At 48.5% G+C, this 19,009-nt stretch carries 14 protein-coding genes; 11 read left to right on the top strand and 3 right to left on the bottom strand.

The annotated features are described in order from the left end of the window. Entirely contained in the window at positions 1 to 1,821 is a 1,821-nt protein-coding gene (gene mutL / locus R3D00_15395) for a DNA mismatch repair endonuclease MutL (protein ID MEZ4774569.1), read from the bottom strand. 115 nt (positions 1,822 to 1,936) lie between these two features. On the opposite strand from mutL, the gene R3D00_15390 reads away from it, so the two are divergent. After that, the gene (locus R3D00_15390; protein MEZ4774568.1) at positions 1,937 to 2,503 is read left to right on the top strand and encodes a hypothetical protein; all 567 of its coding nucleotides are present in this window, start codon (positions 1,937 to 1,939) and stop codon (positions 2,501 to 2,503) included. 95 nt (positions 2,504 to 2,598) lie between these two features. Then, positions 2,599 to 4,887, top strand: coding sequence for a transglycosylase domain-containing protein (locus R3D00_15385; GenBank protein MEZ4774567.1), 2,289 nt, complete (start codon positions 2,599 to 2,601; stop codon positions 4,885 to 4,887). Between the two features lie 202 nt (positions 4,888 to 5,089). Here R3D00_15385 and R3D00_15380 read toward each other — a convergent pair whose 3' ends face one another. Together R3D00_15380 and cysD are read right to left on the bottom strand one after the other, a co-directional pair. Beyond that, positions 5,090 to 6,658, bottom strand: coding sequence for an FAD-binding protein (locus tag R3D00_15380; GenBank protein ID MEZ4774566.1), 1,569 nt, complete (start codon positions 6,656 to 6,658; stop codon positions 5,090 to 5,092). Position 6,659: 1 nt separating this feature from the next. Beyond that, the gene (gene cysD / locus R3D00_15375; GenBank protein MEZ4774565.1) at positions 6,660 to 7,565 is read right to left on the bottom strand and encodes a sulfate adenylyltransferase subunit CysD; all 906 of its coding nucleotides are present in this window, start codon (positions 7,563 to 7,565) and stop codon (positions 6,660 to 6,662) included. 168 nt (positions 7,566 to 7,733) lie between these two features. Between cysD and R3D00_15370 the strand changes: the two genes are divergently transcribed. From R3D00_15370 to neuC, 9 genes are all read left to right on the top strand, one after another. Next, positions 7,734 to 8,765, top strand: a complete 1,032-nt coding sequence (locus R3D00_15370) for a nucleotidyltransferase family protein (GenBank protein ID MEZ4774564.1) — start codon at positions 7,734 to 7,736, stop codon at positions 8,763 to 8,765. Then, positions 8,765 to 9,754, top strand: a complete 990-nt coding sequence (locus R3D00_15365; GenBank protein MEZ4774563.1) for an SDR family NAD(P)-dependent oxidoreductase — start codon at positions 8,765 to 8,767, stop codon at positions 9,752 to 9,754. The genes R3D00_15370 and R3D00_15365 overlap by 1 nt, the downstream gene beginning before the upstream one ends. After that, positions 9,751 to 10,845 (top strand): aminotransferase class I/II-fold pyridoxal phosphate-dependent enzyme, encoded by a 1,095-nt coding sequence (locus tag R3D00_15360; protein MEZ4774562.1) that lies wholly within the window; start codon positions 9,751 to 9,753, stop codon positions 10,843 to 10,845. Before R3D00_15365 ends, R3D00_15360 begins: the two co-directional genes overlap by 4 nt. A gap of 25 nt (positions 10,846 to 10,870) precedes the next feature. After that, positions 10,871 to 11,443 (top strand): acyltransferase, encoded by a 573-nt coding sequence (locus tag R3D00_15355; protein MEZ4774561.1) that lies wholly within the window; start codon positions 10,871 to 10,873, stop codon positions 11,441 to 11,443. A gap of 96 nt (positions 11,444 to 11,539) precedes the next feature. Continuing rightward, positions 11,540 to 12,076, top strand: a complete 537-nt coding sequence (locus R3D00_15350) for a winged helix-turn-helix domain-containing protein (protein ID MEZ4774560.1) — start codon at positions 11,540 to 11,542, stop codon at positions 12,074 to 12,076. A 33-nt stretch (positions 12,077 to 12,109) separates the two neighbouring features. After that, positions 12,110 to 15,031 (top strand): T9SS type A sorting domain-containing protein, encoded by a 2,922-nt coding sequence (locus R3D00_15345; protein MEZ4774559.1) that lies wholly within the window; start codon positions 12,110 to 12,112, stop codon positions 15,029 to 15,031. A 31-nt stretch (positions 15,032 to 15,062) separates the two neighbouring features. Beyond that, positions 15,063 to 16,838 (top strand): ABC transporter ATP-binding protein, encoded by a 1,776-nt coding sequence (locus R3D00_15340; protein MEZ4774558.1) that lies wholly within the window; start codon positions 15,063 to 15,065, stop codon positions 16,836 to 16,838. Between the two features lies 1 nt (position 16,839). After that, positions 16,840 to 17,847 carry an N-acetylneuraminate synthase family protein gene (locus R3D00_15335; GenBank protein MEZ4774557.1) on the top strand — a complete coding sequence of 336 codons (1,008 nt, stop codon included), beginning with the start codon at positions 16,840 to 16,842 and terminating at the stop codon, positions 17,845 to 17,847. Further along, entirely contained in the window at positions 17,840 to 18,997 is a 1,158-nt protein-coding gene (gene neuC / locus R3D00_15330) for a UDP-N-acetylglucosamine 2-epimerase (GenBank protein ID MEZ4774556.1), read from the top strand. Before R3D00_15335 ends, neuC begins: the two co-directional genes overlap by 8 nt. Positions 18,998 to 19,009: the final 12 nt, after the last annotated feature.

Here is a 19,009-nt window from a genome sequence, read left to right as displayed (position 1 = left end):
TTATCTGAAGTATTCTTCCAACTCTATCGATGTGATTACCTTGAAAGTGGGTTTACCTGTTGGTGAAAAGCCCGGCACATCACAACGAAAAAGATCAGAAGCGATATTTTTCATTTCTATCATACTCAATTTCTGGCTGGAGGTTACGGCAGAGCGATAAGCCACAGCTTTTGCTACGCCTTCCTGCAACCGCTCCTCAACGCGGGTAGTGCCGATCTGCCGTATATCATTCAACACCTGATCGACAATTTCTTTTAGTTTTCCCGGCGCAATTCCGGCGGGCATACCGTAAAATATCATGGTATTTCGCCCAAACTCCTTAATCTCAAATCCCATGCGGGTCAGTACCGGTTCGGCTTCCTCCAGGGAAGAAAAATCGAGGGGAGAGAACTCCATCGTTTGGGGAAACAACAACTGCTGGCAGGGAAGACGGTTATCTTTATTTGCGTGAAGAAACTTTTCATACAAAATCCGCTGATGCGCCAGATTCTGATCTATCAAATACAACTGGTCTTCTTTCTGTGCCAGAATCCACGACTGCATAAACTGAGCAATCACGGCATCTTCCGATAAGACCGGCCGGGCAGGAACGGTGGTTTCAAATAAACCTGGCGTACGGGTAATTTTTGCAGGTTTCTCTTCTGAAAATGTGGATTTTCCTACTGTTTCGTTTCCGTATAGCAGATCCCAGTTCATGCCACCGGGCACTTCGGGTTTGCGGGTACGGGGAAAACTCCCAACGGTAAGCCCACTGCCAGAGTCTGGTTCTGGCGATGACTGATAAATGGTATGTTTGAGGTCAGAATCGGTAAAGTCAAACTCTGGCGCCTGTTGTGTTTCTCCCAGCCCGCGTTTTACGATACTTTGGAGCAATACATACAGGGTTCGTTCGTCGTCAAATTTCACCTCAGTTTTGGTAGGGTGAATATTGATATCTACGTGTACGGGATCTATTTCGAGAAATATGCAGTAAAAAGGATGGGCGTCACCGGGAATAAACTCCTGGTAGGCATTTGCCACTGCATGATGCAGATAGTTGCTGCGAATAAACCGGTTGTTGATGAAAAAAAACTGTTCACCACGGCTTTTGCGGTAAACTGCCGGGTCGCCGATATAGCCCGAGATTTTCACATAACCGGTTGCTTCTTCCACATACTTGAGTTTTCCTTTAAGATCTTGTCCCAAAAGATCGACGATGCGCTGTTCCAGCGAGGATTCGGGCAGGTCATACACCAGCGTCTCATTGTGATTGAGCGACATCCGTATGCTGGGATTGCCAAGTGCCACGTGGATAAATTCGTTAAGCACGTGCCGGGATTCGACGGGATTGGACTTCAGGAAATTGCGCCGGGCAGGAACGTTAAAAAACAGGTTTTTCACCGAAAATACCGTTCCAGGAGGTGTGGTACACGGCGACTGGCTTTTGATTTCACTGGCTTCAATCTGGATTTCAGTGCCGAGTTCTTCTTCGTGTTGACGCGTGCGAAGCCTCACCTGCGCTACCGCAGCGACAGAAGCCAAAGCCTCACCGCGAAAGCCAAGGGTGCGTATATTAAACAGATCGTCCTGCGTACGGATTTTGGAGGTAGCGTGGCGTTCAAAACACATTCTCGCATCCTGAGCAGACATTCCGCAACCATTGTCAGCAACCTGAATCAGGATTTTTCCGGCATTTTTCAGAATCAGTTCTACCCTTGAGGCGCCAGCGTCCACGGCATTTTCGAGCAATTCTTTTACTACGGAAGCAGGTCGTTGGACAACCTCCCCCGCGGCAATCTGATTTGCAATAGCGTCCGGTAATAATTGTATCAGGTTCTGCATACGACTATTCAGCCCAAAATTTACAACTTATTCGTTTGCCGTGAAATCCAGTTGTAAATTTTTACTTGAAATCCTCCTATTTCCTGAATTACCTTCCATATTAAAGCCCATTCCGATGAAATATCTACATCTACTATTTCCCCTGTCACTTTTTACCCTCCTTTCGGCTGGTTTAGTATTGGGTCAGTCGCAAAAATACCAAGAATATTACAGCCGAAATACCTTTTTCTTTGAAGGATTGGGACGTGCTGTGAATTTTTCCTTTAACTACGAGCGAAGGTATATCCCCGCCCCCAAAATAAAGCTGGGTATCCAGACGGGTATTGCACCAGACATCCAGCAGGTTAAAATCCCGCTGAGTCTTTCAGTGCTTTACGGCCTGGGGCCCCATCATCTCGAAGTGGGAGGAGGAATGGTCTTGCCATTTAACAGCGACGTAACTGCACACAAATACATCTATAACCGCCTGCGGCTTGCGGAGGATCAAATCTATACGCATGCTTTTGCTGGCTATCGCTATCAGCCCGACCTGGGCGGCTTTTTTTTCAGAATCGGTTATACTCCGATGTGGGGCGTTGCTTACAATCCAGTGATGGAGCCATTCTACAGGTTGGGGAAAAATCTTCAGCACTGGGCTGGGGTCAGTGTGGGATATTCGCTCAAGAATGCGAATGTGAAGTGAAACTATCTATTGGTTTAATGGCTGTATTATCCTTTTACCCGATAATTAAATAAAAAAATAATCCTATCTTAGCCAAAAGAAAGTGGACACCCCAAATGAACACAACTACGCTCAAAGACCATTTTGACCAGATTTACACCACCTGCGAAAAAGTGATTCATCGCAGGCCGAAACTGTTTGGTGTAATGGCGACGGTATTATGGGCTTTGGCTTTAAGTATTTTGATGATCCAGGCTGTGGTTTGGGAATGGATCACCCCGCTACCCGCTTCTGACGAACTGGCTCATATCAGCAATCCGACAGCCTCAGAGGTATATTCAATCGACGGTGTTTTATTGGGGAAATTTTACCTCGAAAACCGAAAGGACGTTTCCTTCTCCGAACTTCCCCGACATTTGATTGACGCATTGGTGGCAACAGAGGATGTGCGTTTTTTTTCACACGATGGTGTGGACACCCGAAGTCTGATACGGGTGTTTGTCAAATCGCTGATTCTCCGCAGCGAATCCGCAGGCGGGGGAAGTACAATTACCCAGCAACTGGCAAAAAACCTGTTCCCCAGACAGACATTCGCACTATTTTCCCTGCCTATCAACAAAGTCCGCGAATCAGAAATTGCCCACAGGCTGGAGAAAATCTATACCAAGGAAGAAATTATGGTTCTGTACCTCAATACCGTCTCCTTCGGGGAAAATGTATTTGGCCTTGAGGTCGCAGCCAACCGGTTTTTTAATACCACTACCGCTCAACTAACGCCTGAACAGTCTGCGGTTTTAATCGGGATGCTCAAAGCACCGACAGCCTATAATCCGCGTATCCATCCCGACGCTGCACAGGGCAGGCGAAATGTGGTTTTCTCACAAATGGTCAAATATGACTTCGTACCTGAAGCTACCGGCGACTCACTGAAAGCCATTCCTCTTACGATCAACTACAGCTTTCAGTCCCACAACACCGGGCTTGCCCCCTATTTTCGCGAACACCTGCGAATGGAGCTGGACCAATGGTGCAAAAAGACCTTTAAAGCCGACGGTAGCACCTACAACCTCTATACCGACGGACTGAAAATTTATACAACCATCCATTCGGGTTTGCAGAAATATGCAGAATCGGCAGCCCAAAGCCACCTCAAAACGCTCCAAAAAGCTTTTGACCGGAACTGGAGCACCAAAAACAAAGAAAAAAGTACGGGCGAAATGGTCAGCCAGGCCCTGCGAAAAAGTAAACGTTATCAGTCTCTGCAAAAACAGGGTTATGATGCAGCCGCGATAGACAGCATCCTTCGTATCCCTATTCCCATGAAAATATTCGACTGGGAAGGCGAACAGTCTGTAGAAATGAGTCCGCGCGACTCTATCCTTCACGATGCATTTATGCTGCACTGCGGTTTGCTGGCGATCGACCCGCAAAACGGACAGGTACGCGCATGGGTCGGCGGCATAGACCACAGCTATTTTCAGTACGACCACGTAACCTGCCTCCGGCAGACAGGTTCGATATTCAAACCCATCGTATATGCGGCGGCACTGGAAGCGGGAGAATCGCCCTGCGAATTTATTTCCAATGAAAAAACCGTATTTGCAGCCTACAACAACTGGTCGCCCAAAAATTCGGATAATGTATATGGGGGCGAATATTCGATGCAGGGCGCACTGGCGCACTCTGTAAATGTGGTAGCGGTAAACCTGATCATGAAAATCGGGGTGGAAAAAGTGGTCGAAATGTCGCGGCGGCTGGGGATCAGGCACGACCTGCCGGAAGTACCTTCGCTTGCCCTGGGTGCTGCCGATCTTTCGCTGGAAGAAATGACAGGGGTTTACAGTTCGTTTGTCAATGGCGGCAATTTTTTTGCGCCCACCCATATTCTCCGGATCGAAAATTCTGAGGGCCATATTCTCCTTGAGACATCGGCTATTCCCCCTAAAAGAGCCATGAGCGAGCGTACCGCCTCGATGCTCACCTATATGCTCGAAAGCGTGGTCAACGAGGGCACAGCCCGAAGCCTTCGCACCCGTTACGGACTCAAAAACGACATTGCCGGAAAAACAGGCACATCACAGGCCCAGGCCGACGGCTGGTTTATCGGCGCGACACCCGATCTGGTGGTAGGCGCATGGGTGGGAGCAGACGATCAGCGGGTACATTTCCCCTCTCTCACACAGGGACAGGGCGCGAGTACCGCACTCCCGATTGTGGCGCAATTTTTACAAAAGACCTATGCGGACAAAGAGTTTGCCTATATGAAAAAGACACCCTTTACGTTCCCATCCGATGAAATCATGGACGAGCTGAATTGCGATGATTTTTGGTTTCCGCTGTCAATGAGCGATTTTCAGGAATGGTGGCAGGCACAGAAAGAGAAGGAAGCGGCGGGGAAGAAGTAGTTGAAGGGGAGGGTTTTGTCTTGCAATGATACAGTGAGCCTGGCATTTATATATCGGTTTGCCAAAAATCCAGTTTTCATTCGTCCTTAATTCGAACATTCGTGGTTATCTCACGATCTATATAGAATCAGATCAAGCCACGAATGTCCCAAATGTGCACGAATGATTGGCATATCTGTGAGCCGCAGAAAAATCTTCGGCTCTACTTTGCTCCCTTCAAAAACCGCACCGCCGCATCTGCGCACTTCATGCCATCAATGGCCGCTGACATGATGCCTCCGGCATATCCGGCACCTTCCCCGCAGGGGAAGAGTCCCGCGGCACCCGGGTGCATGAGAGTCTCCGCGCTGCGCGGAATTTTTACTGGTGACGAAGTCCTCGATTCTACCCCTACAACGATGGCTTCTTCGGTCATATATCCTTTCATCTTACGGCCAAAGGCTTCGAATCCGCCGCGTAGCCGCCCCGCGACGGAAGCGGGCAGTACGTCGTACAGCGAAACGGGGGTAATGCCCGGCAGATAGCTGCATCCGGGCAGCGATTGCGATATTTTGCCCGCCACGAAATCGGTCAGCCGCTGCGCCGGTGCTACTTGTTTTCCGCCTCCGGCTACAAAGGCTTTTTCCTCCACAGAGGCCTGAAACCACATACCCGACAGGGCGTCGGAGCCAAACTGTCTGTATTCTTCAGGCCCTACTTCCACCACTATACCTGAATTGGCATAGGGGCTGTTGCGTTTGGAGGGGGACCAGCCATTGACCACAACTTCTGTACTGGTGGTTGCTGCCGGACAGATGATTCCCCCCGGACACATACAAAAAGAATAAACGCCCCGACCCTCCACCTGCTGTACCAGTGCATAAGAAGCTGCGGGCAGGTTGACAGGTCTTTCCGTCGGACAACTGTACTGTATGCGGTCAATGATCTCCTGCGGATGTTCGACCCTGACGCCGAGGGCGAAGGGTTTGGCTTCAATCGCCAGTCCGGACCGGGGAAAAAGCTGGAAAATATCGCGGGCAGAATGCCCCGTTGCCACGACAAGGGACTTCACCGAAATTTTTTCGCTTTCATTGAGTTGGATGGCTGTGATTTTTCCTCCGGCGATTTCCCAGCCGGTGAGCCTTGAATTGAACCATACTTCGCCGCCACATTCGATGATTTTTTCCCGCATATTCTGAATGATGGCGGGAAGTTTATTGGTCCCGATATGGGGATGGGTTTCGATGAGTATTTCCGCCGTTGCGCCAAAGGCCACGAGGGTTTCCAGCACCTGCCGGGTATCGCCACGTTTGGTAGAACGGGTATACAGTTTTCCGTCGGAGAATGTTCCCGCTCCGCCTTCACCAAAACAATAATTGCTGTCGGGGTTGACGATTCCTTCCCGGGTAATATTGGCCAGATCGCGGCGCCTTTCGCGCACAGCTTTCCCCCGCTCGATCAGAATGGGTTTGTACCCACTGGCAATCAATTGTAAGGCGGCAAACAGGCCAGCGGGGCCCATGCCGACGATATGCACTTCGGGCGAATTTGTTACATTCTGAAGCGGAAACTCCGGATCTGGCTGTGGCTGGTACGGTTCATCAACCCAGACTTCGAGTTGCAGGACAAATACCGGCGGCGCTTTCCTGGCATCGACAGACCGTTTGGCCAGGCGCACAAATGTGATATGACTGGGTGAAATGCCCAGTTTTCGTGCCGCCCGCTTTTTGATTTCGTCGTTTTCGCCAACCCTTTCGGGTGAGATCGTTATGGAACAGGTTAAAGCAGCCAAATCAGAAGTACCCTTGTTTTTTGCGGTCTTCCATGGAGCTGTCGGAGCGTTTGTCGTCGGCCCTTCCGCCTCGTTCGGTGACACGGGTGGCAGCTACTTCGGCGATGACATCCTCAAGATTTCCTGCATCAGAGAGAAATGCCCCGGTACAGGTAGAGTCGCCAATGGTCCTGAAGCGAACCTGTCTTTTTTCATATTTTTCGCCGGGAAGCAGGCTGATGAAAGGAGATTCAGCCAGGAGAATACCGTTTCGGTTCACGACATTCCGCTCATGAGCAAAATACAGGCTGGGCAATGGAATATTCTCCTTCATCAGGTACATCCACACGTCCATTTCAGTCCAGTTGCTGATCGGGAAAATGCGAAAATGTTCGCCTATATGTTTAAAGCCGTTAAACAGATCCCACAGTTCCGGGCGCTGGTTTTTGGGCTCCCACTGGCCAAATTCATCGCGGTGGGAGAAAAATCGTTCTTTGGCGCGGGCTTTTTCTTCGTCCCTGCGTGCCCCTCCGAGGCAGGCGTCAAATTTATTGGATTCGATGGCATCCAGCAGGGTGATGCTTTGCAATCCGTTGCGGCTGGGGTTTGCACCTTTTTCTTCCACTGCGCGCCCCTGATCAATGGAGTCCTGGACATAGGCGACCATGAGACGTGCATTGATTTTTTTCAGAAATTCATCGCGGTAGGTAATGGTTTCGGGGAAATTATGTCCCGTATCAACATGTAAGAAAGGAAAAGGAATTCTCCCCGGCCAGAAAGCCTTGCGTGCGAGCCAGGCGATGGTAATGGAGTCTTTACCTCCGGAAAACAAGAGCGCAGGTTTTTCAAATTGAGCAGCGGCTTCACGAATCACGTAAATAGCTTCGGATTCGAGTTGTTGCAGTTGACTAAGTCTGTAATCTGGCATAAATGAATCGCAACTTTTTTATAAAATTGATGGGATTGCGGCAATTTTCCTAACCAAAATCATTAATTCTTACACCTGTGCGTTAAACAGAAAACACAGCCTTCCGGATATTTATGAAATATGTTCTAATTTTGACCTGTCAGGCAAACACAATTGACAAAATTAACTATGAAACAAACGCTCGTTTATCATCCTGAGCTCTCTGTAAGAGATGTCATGCGGGCAATGGAGGCTACCGGAGAAGGGTTTTTAGCCGTAGTGGATGAACACAACCACTTATTGGGAACCATTTCTGACAGCGATATCCGGAGAGGCATTCTCAACAACCGGACACATGTGATGGAAATCATCAATCAGGAGCCGGTGAAAATTTTGCAAGGCACTGCCCTTTCCCAGGCCGTGCAGGAAGGGAAATCAAGGCAAAGCCGATATATTCCCGTCGTCGACGAGACGGGCAAACTGCTGGAACTTATTCCGATAAACGGGCAGCTTTTTAAAACCCGCCCTAATAAGGTAGTCATCATGGCCGGTGGTTTGGGACGTCGCCTTGGGGAGTTGACGGAAGATTTGCCCAAGCCTATGCTTCCCATGGGACACAAACCGATCCTTCATATTATTCTCGACTCTTTCCTTGAATATGGTTTTCGGGATTTTTACTTCTGCGTGAACTATAAGTCCGGAATTATCCGCGAATATTTTGGTGACGGCAGGTCTTTTGGTGCGAATATTACCTATGTAGAGGAATCACAGGCTTTAGGAACTGCCGGTGCGATCAGCCTGATTGAGGAAGTTTTTGATTCGCCATTTTTCCTCATCAACGGAGACCTGATCACCTCACTCAATTTTGACAGCCTGCTCAATTTTCACCTTGAAAGGGAAGCCACAGGCACCATGTGCATTCATGAGTACAGCCAGCAACTGCCTTACGGTGTGGTCAATGCCCGCAACGGACGCATTCTTTCTCTGGAAGAAAAACCCTTCCATACCTACTATATCAATGCAGGAATCTATGTCCTCAATCCCGAGGTAAAGTCCCGCATTCCCTTTGGGCAACCTTTTGATATGACAACCCTGTTTGAGAACCTGGTAGCTGAAGATTTTGAGGTAAATGCGTACATTATCAACGAATTCTGGGCTGACATCGGGCAAATACGCGATTACGAGCAGACCCGGCAGGTTTTTTCCAAATTTGGTATTTGATGAAAGGAAAGGTGCTCGTTACGGGGGCTGATGGTTTTATCGGAAGCCATTTGACCGAACATCTGGTCTCATGCGGATATCCCGTGCGGGCATTTGTCCTGTACAATTCCTTCGGAACCTGCGGATGGCTTGACACTTTACCGGAATCGATGTTAAGTCAGATTGAAATATTCCGGGGAGACATTCGCGACCCGTCTCAGGTACAGAAAGCGCTTGCGGGCATAGAAACAGTTTTTCACCTGGCGGCCTTGATTTCCATTCCCTATAGTTACGAAGCGCCGGAACAGTTTATGCAGGTCAATACCGGCGGCACGATGAATATTTTACAGGCCGCCCGGCAATTGGGGACCCGACGCATTTTGCTGACCTCCACCTCCGAAGTGTACGGCACCGCACAGTATGTCCCTATGGATGAAAACCATCCACTTGCCGCACAATCGCCTTACAGCGCTTCAAAAATCGGGGCAGATAAACTTGGAGAATCCTTTTTCCGCTCCTACGGCCTCCCCGTTACGATTGTCAGGCCTTTTAATACTTTTGGCCCAAGACAGTCTTTGCGGGCGGTGATTCCATCCATCATTGTGCAGCTACTTCAGGGGAAAAAAGAAATACATATAGGCAACCCCGAACCCACCCGTGATTTTGTCTATGTAAAAGACACCGCCAAAGGATTTCGGATCATTGCGGAGAGCGAAAAGACCATTGGACAGGAAATCCATATCGCCACACAAACCGAAATTGCGATTGGAGTTTTGATACAACAACTGACAAACAAGATTAGTCCGGCGGTAAAAATCGTGCCGGACACTCACCGTATACGCCCCCAAAACAGCGAAGTGATGCGCCTCATGGGCTCCCATAAAAAACTTCACGAATACACCGGATGGGTGCCCGAAACATCCTTCGAAGAAGGATTACGGCAAACCATTGAGTGGTATGACAATCCGCAGAATCTTGCGTATTTTGAACGGGTCAAAAACCACCTATGATTCCATTATTTGAGCCCCATTTTTCAGGAAATGAATGGACCTATGTCAAAGAATGTCTGGACACCGGCTGGGTTTCTTCCGCGGGGAAAAAAATAAAAGACTTTGAACAGGCAATTTCCGCTTATACAGGCAGCCCTTTTGCAGTGGCAACAGTCAACGGAACCTCCGCGCTCCACCTCACCCTGGTGGGATGTGGCATACAGCCAGGAGACCGCGTGATTTTGCCCAACCTTACCTTCGCAGCCACAGCCAATGCCGTACACTATACAGGTGCCACCCCCGTGCTGGCAGACGCAGATCCTCTCACCTGGCAAATGGATGCAACGCTGGTAGAAGAGTGGCTAAAAAAGCAAAAAGGCCCCTTACCCCGCGCTTTGGTATTGACACATGTGCTGGGTAATATGGGAGAGGTAGAAAAACTGGCGAATATTTGCCATTCCTACGGAATTATTTTGATAGAAGACGCCGCCGAATCACTCGGCACAACAAAAGACGGGTTACACGCCGGAACATTCGGAAAAGCCGCTGTTCTCAGTTTCAACGGAAACAAAATCATCACAACCGGAGGTGGCGGAATGATCCTTACCGCAGATCAAACACTGGCGCAGAAATTGCGGCATTTGTCCACACAGGCAAAAGCAGATCCTGAAGAATATTTTCACGACGAAGTGGGCTACAATTACCGTTTACCCAATATCCTTGCTGCATTAGGACTGGCGCAAATGGAGCAGTTGGAAAACTTTCTGAAAAAAAAGCGGGCAGATGCTGCGCTATATCATGCATTGTTGAAAAATAGCGAAGCAGTTACCGGATTTCAGAAAACACTTTCAGGTGTATGGCCCAATTACTGGCTGTTTACGGCGAAGATGAAAGACAAAAAAACCGTGAAGGAAACATTGGCCAAGGCAGAAATTCAGTCGCGCGCTTTGTGGGTGCCGATAAATCAGCTTCCCGCTTACCAACAATGTGAATACATCACCCGGGGCGATGTGTCCGGTCAACTATATGCAACTTGCTTAAGCCTGCCGGGATCAGTTTCGCTCAAAGAATCACAGATACGAGAAATTTGCAAGATCATTACCACTGCATAAAATACAATTAACCAATACCTGATTTATGGAAAATTATTTCGCACATCCCACTGCTATTGTTGAACCCAGGGCCGTTGTCGGAACAGGCTCAAAAATCTGGCACTTCTGCCATATTATGGACGAAGCCGAACTGGGTACCGGATGTATTCTCGGCCAAAATGTATTTGTAGCTGCCAAAGTGCAACTGGGGAATAATGTAAAAGTGCAGAACAATGTTTCCATTTACGAGGGAGTAACCTGTGAAGATGATGTTTTTCTCGGCCCTTCAATGGTATTCACCAATATCCGCAACCCGAGAAGTGCGATTATCCGCAAAGGGCAGTACGATTCCACTTACCTGGAAAAAGGCGTTACTGTAGGGGCAAATGCGACGATTGTCTGCGGTACGAGACTGGGACACCACTGCTTTATCGGAGCGGGAACGGTTGTCACCAAAGATATTCCCCCTTACGCCTTGTATGTGGGAAATCCCGGAAGGCAGATTGGCTGGATGAGCGAATACGGTCATCGCCTGGCATTTGATGCCGAAGGCCTCGCGACCTGCCCTGAAAGCGGCCAGCAATATCGCCGCACAGAAAGCGGCGTGGAAAAACTGTAGATTCCACACCGACAAAATATCCGGACTTCTAACATACCCTCGTTTTCCCCTTGCAGAGAAAATGCTTTTGAGTAATTTTGTTACTCAAACTCTGCTATGATAGAGACACTCATTTCATCGAAAACCAGAATCAAGTTACTGTTGAAGTTTTTCCTCAACAGCAGCCTGACTGCGTATCTCCGGAATCTGGAGAGCGAATTTGGTGAATCGAGCAACGCCATACGGGTAGAGCTAAACAGGCTCGAAGATGCCGGATTTCTTTCATCCGAATTTGAGGGAAATAAAAAAATGTTTCGCGCCAATACCCGCCATCCTCTGTTTGGAGAACTCAACAGCATTGTGATGAAATATGCGGGCATTGACCGGATCATCGAGCATGTAGTAAAATGTCTGGGAGATGTGGAAGAAGTATATCTCACCGGCGAATTTGCCCGGGGACTGGACAGCAAAATTGTGGACCTGATCATGATTGGCAATATCGACACCCGGTATCTGGTAGAGCTGATTGAAAAAGCAGAACCACTCATTCACCGGAAAATACGCTACCTGATTTATTCCAAAGAAGAGTTTGAGAAAATTGATTTTTCGAATGTAAACACCACACCCTTGTTGCTGTGGAAAAAAGATAAATAAAAAACCTAACACCTTTACTGTTCCTGACAACCTATGAACCTGCTGTATCATTTTTCACTTACCCTGCTCTCCCTATTGGGAACTCCACCCGCCGATTACCATACCACCGCCATCATGGCGCCTGTGGTCAATCTCGGCGCAGATGTCATTGCCTGTGATTCGTATATGCTGGACGCAGGAAATCCTGGTGCCGCCTATTTATGGAGTACGGGCGCGACTTCGCAGACGCTCAATGTGACGAGTTCGGGAATATACTGGGTAGATGTAACCGATGGCTCAGGCACCACACGGGACAGCATCAATATGACCATTCTAAACACCCCCGGTTCTCCCCTGATGAATGACACCTCTTTGTGCGGCAGCGGTACCTATTCTTTTACACCACAACATAGCGGAGACTGGCTCCTCTGGTATCAGCAGACAAACAGCCCCCTGCCTTATTTTATCGGCAATACCCTGAACCCAACCATTAGCAATTCGACTACCTATTATGTCGAATCAGCAGAACTCGCCCAAAACGTCAAGGCGGGACAGGAGAATCCCGTCGGAAATTCAGGCTATGCTTATCTCTCCCTCCGTGGCCTACGGTTTAATGTGCTTTCGACCTTCCAGCTTAAAAGTGTATCAGTCATCGGCGATCTGGCAAAAACCATTACCATTCAGATCAGAGACAGTGCAAATAACACCATCTTCTCCACTACGGGCACGACGGTACTAGGTGTAAAAACGCCCATTGCGATCAACCATGTGTTATATCCTGGCAATAATTATAAAATCCTGGTTACAAGCCTTCCCGGAGGGGTAGGACTTACCCGGCTCACCAGTTATTCACAATTTCCCAAGGTCTTGCCGGGTGTGTTGTCCATCACCGGAGATGAAAATGGAGGAACTTCGCTTTATAACTATTTCTTTGACTGGCGAATAGATATCCCGCAATGTTTTTCAAGCCGTGTGCCATTTACAGCAACCATTCTTCCTTCACCCGAAATAGAACTTGGACCAGATACGATCCTCTGTGGGGGAGGAATTACCCTGGACGCGACATTTCCTGGCGCAACATATCTGTGGTCAACGGGAGAAACTACCCCTACCATATTTGTATCTAATACAGATACCGTAAAAGTTGTGGTTTCAACCGGCACATGTAGCGAGACCGATTCAGTTCGTGTCAACGTACTGACAGTACCCCAACTCCTGAGCACAAAAGATTCTACGATATGTGAGCCAGCAAATATCAGCCTGACTGCACAAAAAAGTGCAGATCACCTCTTGTGGTATGACGACCCGGTGAGCAGTCAGCCCATATTCATCGGGAATGTATATTCATCTTTTATCCCCGATGACAAAACCTATTATGTGTCGGCAGCCAATACTGCCAAAAACTACCGGACAGGGCTGCCACAACCAGGGCCTGCCAATATCTCTTATGTCTCACTTGCGAACCAGGGACTGATTTTTGATGTGCTGACTCCTTTTACACTCAAAAGTTTTGGCGCTTTCGCCAACTCACCGGGTAGTTTTAACTTTCAGATTCGCGACGCGAACAACCAGGTGCTTTTCAGCAGTTCGGGGCAGATTCCTTTTGCCTTTACCGAAAGCAAAGTGGCGGTTAACTATACCTTTATCCCCGGCAACAATTACAAGATTATCGCAACCAATATTTTCGGTGGTGCAGGGATGGCCCGCCAGACAGGTGGTGCCGCTTTTTACCCGATCCAGATTCCCGATGTCGTAAAAATCAAAGGAGACGCCACAGGCGCCAACAATCTCTACAACTATTTTTACAACTGGGAAATCGATATCCTGAAGTGTTTTTCGCCGAGAGACTCGATCAAAGTAGATGTACAGATTCCGATCGATATGCCGTCTTATATTTACTCGTGTGAGGCCACAACGATTTCAACTTCTGTTTCGGGATTCACCCATTTATGGTCTACCGGCGCAACAACGCCAACCATCCCGGTGACCGAATCAGGCACCTACTCTGTGATTGTCTCCAATGGTGCCGGCTGTGTGGTCAATGACACGACGGTCGTCGTCATTCCGATTGACGCAGGGCTACAAGATGACGGTATTCTTTGCGGCAATACCCTCAGAACCAATTACGGAACAGGCGCAATATTCAACTGGAGCACAGGCGATACCACATCCACCATTGACATCTCTTCTCCCGGCACATACTGGGTGGTCGTGGATGAACCAGGCGGCTGCCTGCTCACAGACACCATCAATGTTACAGGTTTTGATGTTTTCCCGACCGTCAACCTGGGTAGTGATTTTACCATTTGCGAGAGCGCGGTACTGGATGCGGGAAACCCCAATTTTCAGGTACTATGGAGCACAGGAGCGACAAGTCCCACACTGACTGTTTTTGCCAGCGGGACATATTCCGTTACCGTAACCAATACCAACGGATGCGCAACTGCTGATACCATTGGGGTATCTGTCATACCCGTACCAGAAGCATTTTTCTTTGTACCGGATACCGTTGCGGGAACCAATTTTGCGGTAACCTTCAACAACCTTTCCGATTTTGGTGCCTATTTCTGGAACTTTGGAGACGGAACCACAGGCACAGCCAACAATCCCGTCCATACCTACAATGAACCCGGTGAATACTGTGCCACATTGATTGTGACAGACCTGCTGAATTCCTGCGGACAGGATACTTTCAGCAAATGTTTCACCCTGCTGGAATACAATGTGGGACTGGAAAAAGATTTGTTTAACGCAGCTATTGAGGTATTCCCCAATCCTGCCGATAAAGAGATTTTTTTCAGGTATCGCGATATCCCACAGACTGTGCAGGCCACACTGACCGACCTGACAGGCAAAACACTCAGAAAAACCAACGAACAGAGAATGGATATATCGCCTTATCCATCAGGCGTTTACCTGCTTCGGTTTGAGTCAGCCGATGGCAAAAAAACGGTAAAAAAACTGATCATTCGTTAACCCATTCGCTCTAACCCAAACTAACCCGCAGATGAAAAAACTGCTGAGCCAAAATATTCTCATTCGCACGCTTTCCCGTCTTTACAAAGCCTTTCCGGCCAACTTCAGACGAAAAAGCATATGGGTAATGCTTTCCCAAACCCTGAGTTCTTTTCTTGAAATTTTTGGTCTGGCGACTCTTTTACCGGTTTTCTCCGTCATCATGGAAGAAAATGCCATTGAAGATCGGGAATACCTTCGGATTATGTACCACACACTTGGGTTTCATGACAAAACCCAGTTTGTGATTGCATTGTGTGCGGTGATCATCTCCATGATTGTTGCGAAGAATATCATCAACCTTTGCATCAAATATTTTGAAGCGAATTTTTCGTTCTCCCTCTATCAGTATTTCTCCGGTCAGCTTCAGCGATATTATTATCAGCAGGGATTTCTTTTTCTCAAGGATCAGAATTCCAACGAACTGGTTCGGGATGTCAATGAAGTAACGATGCGGTTTGGCCGCAATCTGGTGTTGCCCGTACTCAATTTTTTGAATGAAATTGTTGTTACCATCCTGATTCTCGGGGCATTGCTCGCTTATAGTCCGCAATCTGTTTTATTGATCATTGCCATCATTCTCCCGACATTCCTCCTCTTTTACCGGATCGTGCGCACCCGGCTGCAAAAACTCCAGTTGGATTTCCACGCCCTGAAAGCCGAGCTCACCAAAAGCCTGTATGAATCCATATTTGGCTATGTAGACGTGCAGATCAACAATCGGGAAGAATATTTTTTCAACCAATACGAAAAACAGGTAGAAAAATCCAAAAAAATCCAGACCTGGCTGTACGTCCTCAATCAGACACCGCTGCGCGTGATAGAGACCACAATGGTATTAGGGATTTTGGTACTGGTACTTTACGGGCTCACTTTTATGGAAGACAAAGGCAGCCTAACGCTGCTGCTGGGCCTGCTGGTGCTGGCGGCCTACCGAATCCTGCCTTCCGTGAACCGGATGCTGGTCGCCTTGCTGGAAATTAAAGGAAACGAGTACACCATCGGCATTATGGAGCAGGTAAAATCGCTGCAACCACAGCTCAGAGAAACTGCTCCTGCCATGACTTTTGAAAGAGAAATACAATTCAAAAATCTATCCTTTTCCTATAAAGGCCGCCAGGAAAAAGTGCTCGACGAATTATCTTTTCAGGTAAATAAAGGCGAAGCCATTGGACTTATCGGAAAATCAGGCTCGGGAAAAACCACCTTTGCCAATATACTCCTTCGGTTTTTAAAAGAGACAGGCGGGGAAATCAAAGTGGACGATACGGAGCTTACAGGCGACAATATTCAGGCGTGGCGGCAATTGCTGGGATATGTGCAGCAGGAAGTATTTCTGATAGATGGCACATTGGCGGAGAATATTTGTTTTGGACATAGCGTGGTAGATGAAAAACGAATTTACGAAGTGCTGCGTCAGGCCAGCCTGACCGAAGTGGTGGAAAAGCTACCACAAGGCATTTACACCCGTATCGGGGAAAGAGGCGCACAACTCTCCGGCGGCCAACGGCAACGCGTCGGCATTGCCCGGGCGCTGTATTCAGGTGCACAGATTCTGGTATTTGACGAAGCAACCTCGGCCCTTGATTCGGACACAGAAACCGAAATCACAGAAGCGATCCAGCAACTTTCGGCAGAAAACCTTACCATGTTTATCATCGCTCACAGGGTTACTACCCTCAAATACTGCGACCGTATCATTGAACTTGATAAAGGAAAAATCAACAAAATGCATTCTTACAAAGATTTGATTGTTAGCCATTTGTAATATGCCACAAACCCAAATTATCATAGAAATCGCCCAGGCACACGAAGGCAGCCTCGGTATTTTGCATTCCTATATTGACGCAGTTTCGCGCACAGGTGCCGATGCCATCAAGTTTCAGACCCATATCGCGCAGGCGGAAAGCAGCGAATACGAGCCTTTTCGGGTCAAATTTTCGTATGAAGACAACACCCGGTTCGACTATTGGGACCGGATGAGTTTTACGGAAGACCAGTGGATCGGCATCAAAGACCACTGCGAAGCAGTAGGGCTGGAGTTTATGAGTTCGCCTTTTTCCATTGAAGCGGTGGACATGCTCGACCGAATGGGAATGAAACGCTTTAAAGTAGCTTCGGGCGAGGTAAACAACTTCCTGATGCTGGAAAAAATGGCGCGCACAGGAAAACCGATTCTGCTTTCTTCCGGTATGAGTTCGTATGCAGATCTGGACGCGGCCATTGCTTTTTTAGCAGATTATGGCAACGAGGTAAGCATTTTTCAATGTACGACCGCCTACCCTACCGCACCTGAGCAGGTAGGATTAAATGTGATTCCCGAAATGCAGCAGCGGTACGGGCTTCCGGTAGGATTGTCTGATCACTCCGGCAAAATCTATGCGGCACTGGCAGCAGTTACACTTGGTGCGGCGATGATCGAGGTTCACGCCGTATTTCATAAAGAAATGTTTGGCCCTGACACCAAAGCATCCCTGACATTGGAAGAGATCAGGCAGATGGTGGAAGGCATTCGATTTATCGAAGCCGCCCGCAATGCGCCAGCCAATAAAAGCGACCATACCTCATTTGAGGAATTGAGAAAGATATTCGGAAAATCATTGGCAGTGCGAAAAAACCTGCCGGCCGGACATATCCTCACCTTCGACGACCTCGAAGGGAAAAAACCCGCCGGTTATGGCATCCACGCCAGCGAATACCGCAGCGTGATCAACCGGAAACTCAAAAAAGATATTCACCAATATAGTTTTTTAACCTACGAAGACTTGCATGACTAAGCGAAAAATATGCGTCGTAGTGACGGCCCGGCCCAGCTACAGCCGCATAAAAACTGCCCTCCGGGCAATCCAGAACCACCCCGAATTAGAACTACAGCTTGTAGTCGCCGCTTCTGCCCTCCTCCAACGTTACGGCACCGCCGTCAACTACATCGAACGCGACGGGTTTGAGATCAAAGCCCGCGTATTTAATGTGCTGGAAGGAGAAAATCTCACCGCTATGGCCAAAACTACCGGCCTGGGCATCCTCGAACTTTCGACCGTGTTTGAGCGGCTTGCGCCCGATGCCGTTGTCACCGTGGCAGACCGCTTTGAGACGATGTCCACCGCCATTGCAGCCTCCTATATGAATATCCCGCTGGTACATGTACAGGGCGGGGAAGTTACCGGTAATATCGACGAAAAGGTCAGGCATGCCATTACAAAACTGGCTGATATTCATCTGGTTGCCTCACAAAAAGCTGCCGAGCGCGTGATCAAAATGGGCGAAGACCCGTCAACAGTTTTTGTCACAGGCTGCCCATCCATAGACCTCGCAAAAGAAATCCGCGAAAATCCGGTGCTGGACTTTAATCCCTACGAAAGATATGGCGGAGTGGGAACAGAGGTAGATCTGGCCAACGGATACCTGGTGGTCATGCAGCATCCGGTAACGACAGAGTACAACCAGTCGCGGGCGCATATCACAGAAACCTTACACGCCATTCAGGATTTGAACCTACCCACTTTGCTGTTTTGGCCAAATGTAGACGCAGGGGCAGACGGTACATCCAACGGTATCCGGTCATGGCGGGAAAAAGGAAAAATGGCCAATGTTCATTTTTTCAAAAATATGGAGCCCAATGACTTCCTGAAAGTGCTCAAAAACAGCAAGTGCCTGATCGGCAACAGTAGCGTAGGCATACGCGAATGCGCCTATCTGGGCGTGCCCGTCGTGAACATTGGTTCCCGTCAAAACGGACGCGAACGCGGGCGGAATGTCATCGACGTAGGCTACTCCCGCGAGGATATAAAAGCAGCCATTTCGCAACATATATCTCACAACGGTACACCACAGGACGATATATATGGCGATGGCAGTGCAGGAGAACAAATTGCAGAAGTACTGAGTAAAGTGCCCTTTTCGATTGAGAAAGTGCTGGCTTATTAATAAACCCAAACA

It is taken from the genome of Bacteroidia bacterium (assembly GCA_041391665.1).
Classification (GTDB): Bacteria; Bacteroidota; Bacteroidia; order J057; family J057; genus JAGQVA01.
Note: the sequence above shows the minus strand (reverse complement) of the source record. Positions and strands in the feature narration are given on the sequence as shown.

Bases quoted from the DNA above. Each gene is read 5' to 3' on its own strand.
- mutL (MEZ4774569.1), bottom strand. From the start codon at position 1,821: ATGCAGAACCTGATACAATTATTACCGGACGCTATTGCAAATCAGATT.
- R3D00_15390 (MEZ4774568.1), top strand. From the start codon at position 1,937: ATGAAATATCTACATCTACTATTTCCCCTGTCACTTTTTACCCTCCTT.
- R3D00_15385 (MEZ4774567.1), top strand. From the start codon at position 2,599: ATGAACACAACTACGCTCAAAGACCATTTTGACCAGATTTACACCACC.
- cysD (MEZ4774565.1), bottom strand. From the start codon at position 7,565: ATGCCAGATTACAGACTTAGTCAACTGCAACAACTCGAATCCGAAGCT.
- R3D00_15370 (MEZ4774564.1), top strand. From the start codon at position 7,734: ATGAAACAAACGCTCGTTTATCATCCTGAGCTCTCTGTAAGAGATGTC.
- R3D00_15365 (MEZ4774563.1), top strand. From the start codon at position 8,765: ATGAAAGGAAAGGTGCTCGTTACGGGGGCTGATGGTTTTATCGGAAGC.
- R3D00_15360 (MEZ4774562.1), top strand. From the start codon at position 9,751: ATGATTCCATTATTTGAGCCCCATTTTTCAGGAAATGAATGGACCTAT.
- R3D00_15355 (MEZ4774561.1), top strand. From the start codon at position 10,871: ATGGAAAATTATTTCGCACATCCCACTGCTATTGTTGAACCCAGGGCC.
- R3D00_15350 (MEZ4774560.1), top strand. From the start codon at position 11,540: ATGATAGAGACACTCATTTCATCGAAAACCAGAATCAAGTTACTGTTG.
- R3D00_15345 (MEZ4774559.1), top strand. From the start codon at position 12,110: ATGAACCTGCTGTATCATTTTTCACTTACCCTGCTCTCCCTATTGGGA.
- R3D00_15340 (MEZ4774558.1), top strand. From the start codon at position 15,063: ATGAAAAAACTGCTGAGCCAAAATATTCTCATTCGCACGCTTTCCCGT.
- R3D00_15335 (MEZ4774557.1), top strand. From the start codon at position 16,840: ATGCCACAAACCCAAATTATCATAGAAATCGCCCAGGCACACGAAGGC.
- neuC (MEZ4774556.1), top strand. From the start codon at position 17,840: ATGACTAAGCGAAAAATATGCGTCGTAGTGACGGCCCGGCCCAGCTAC.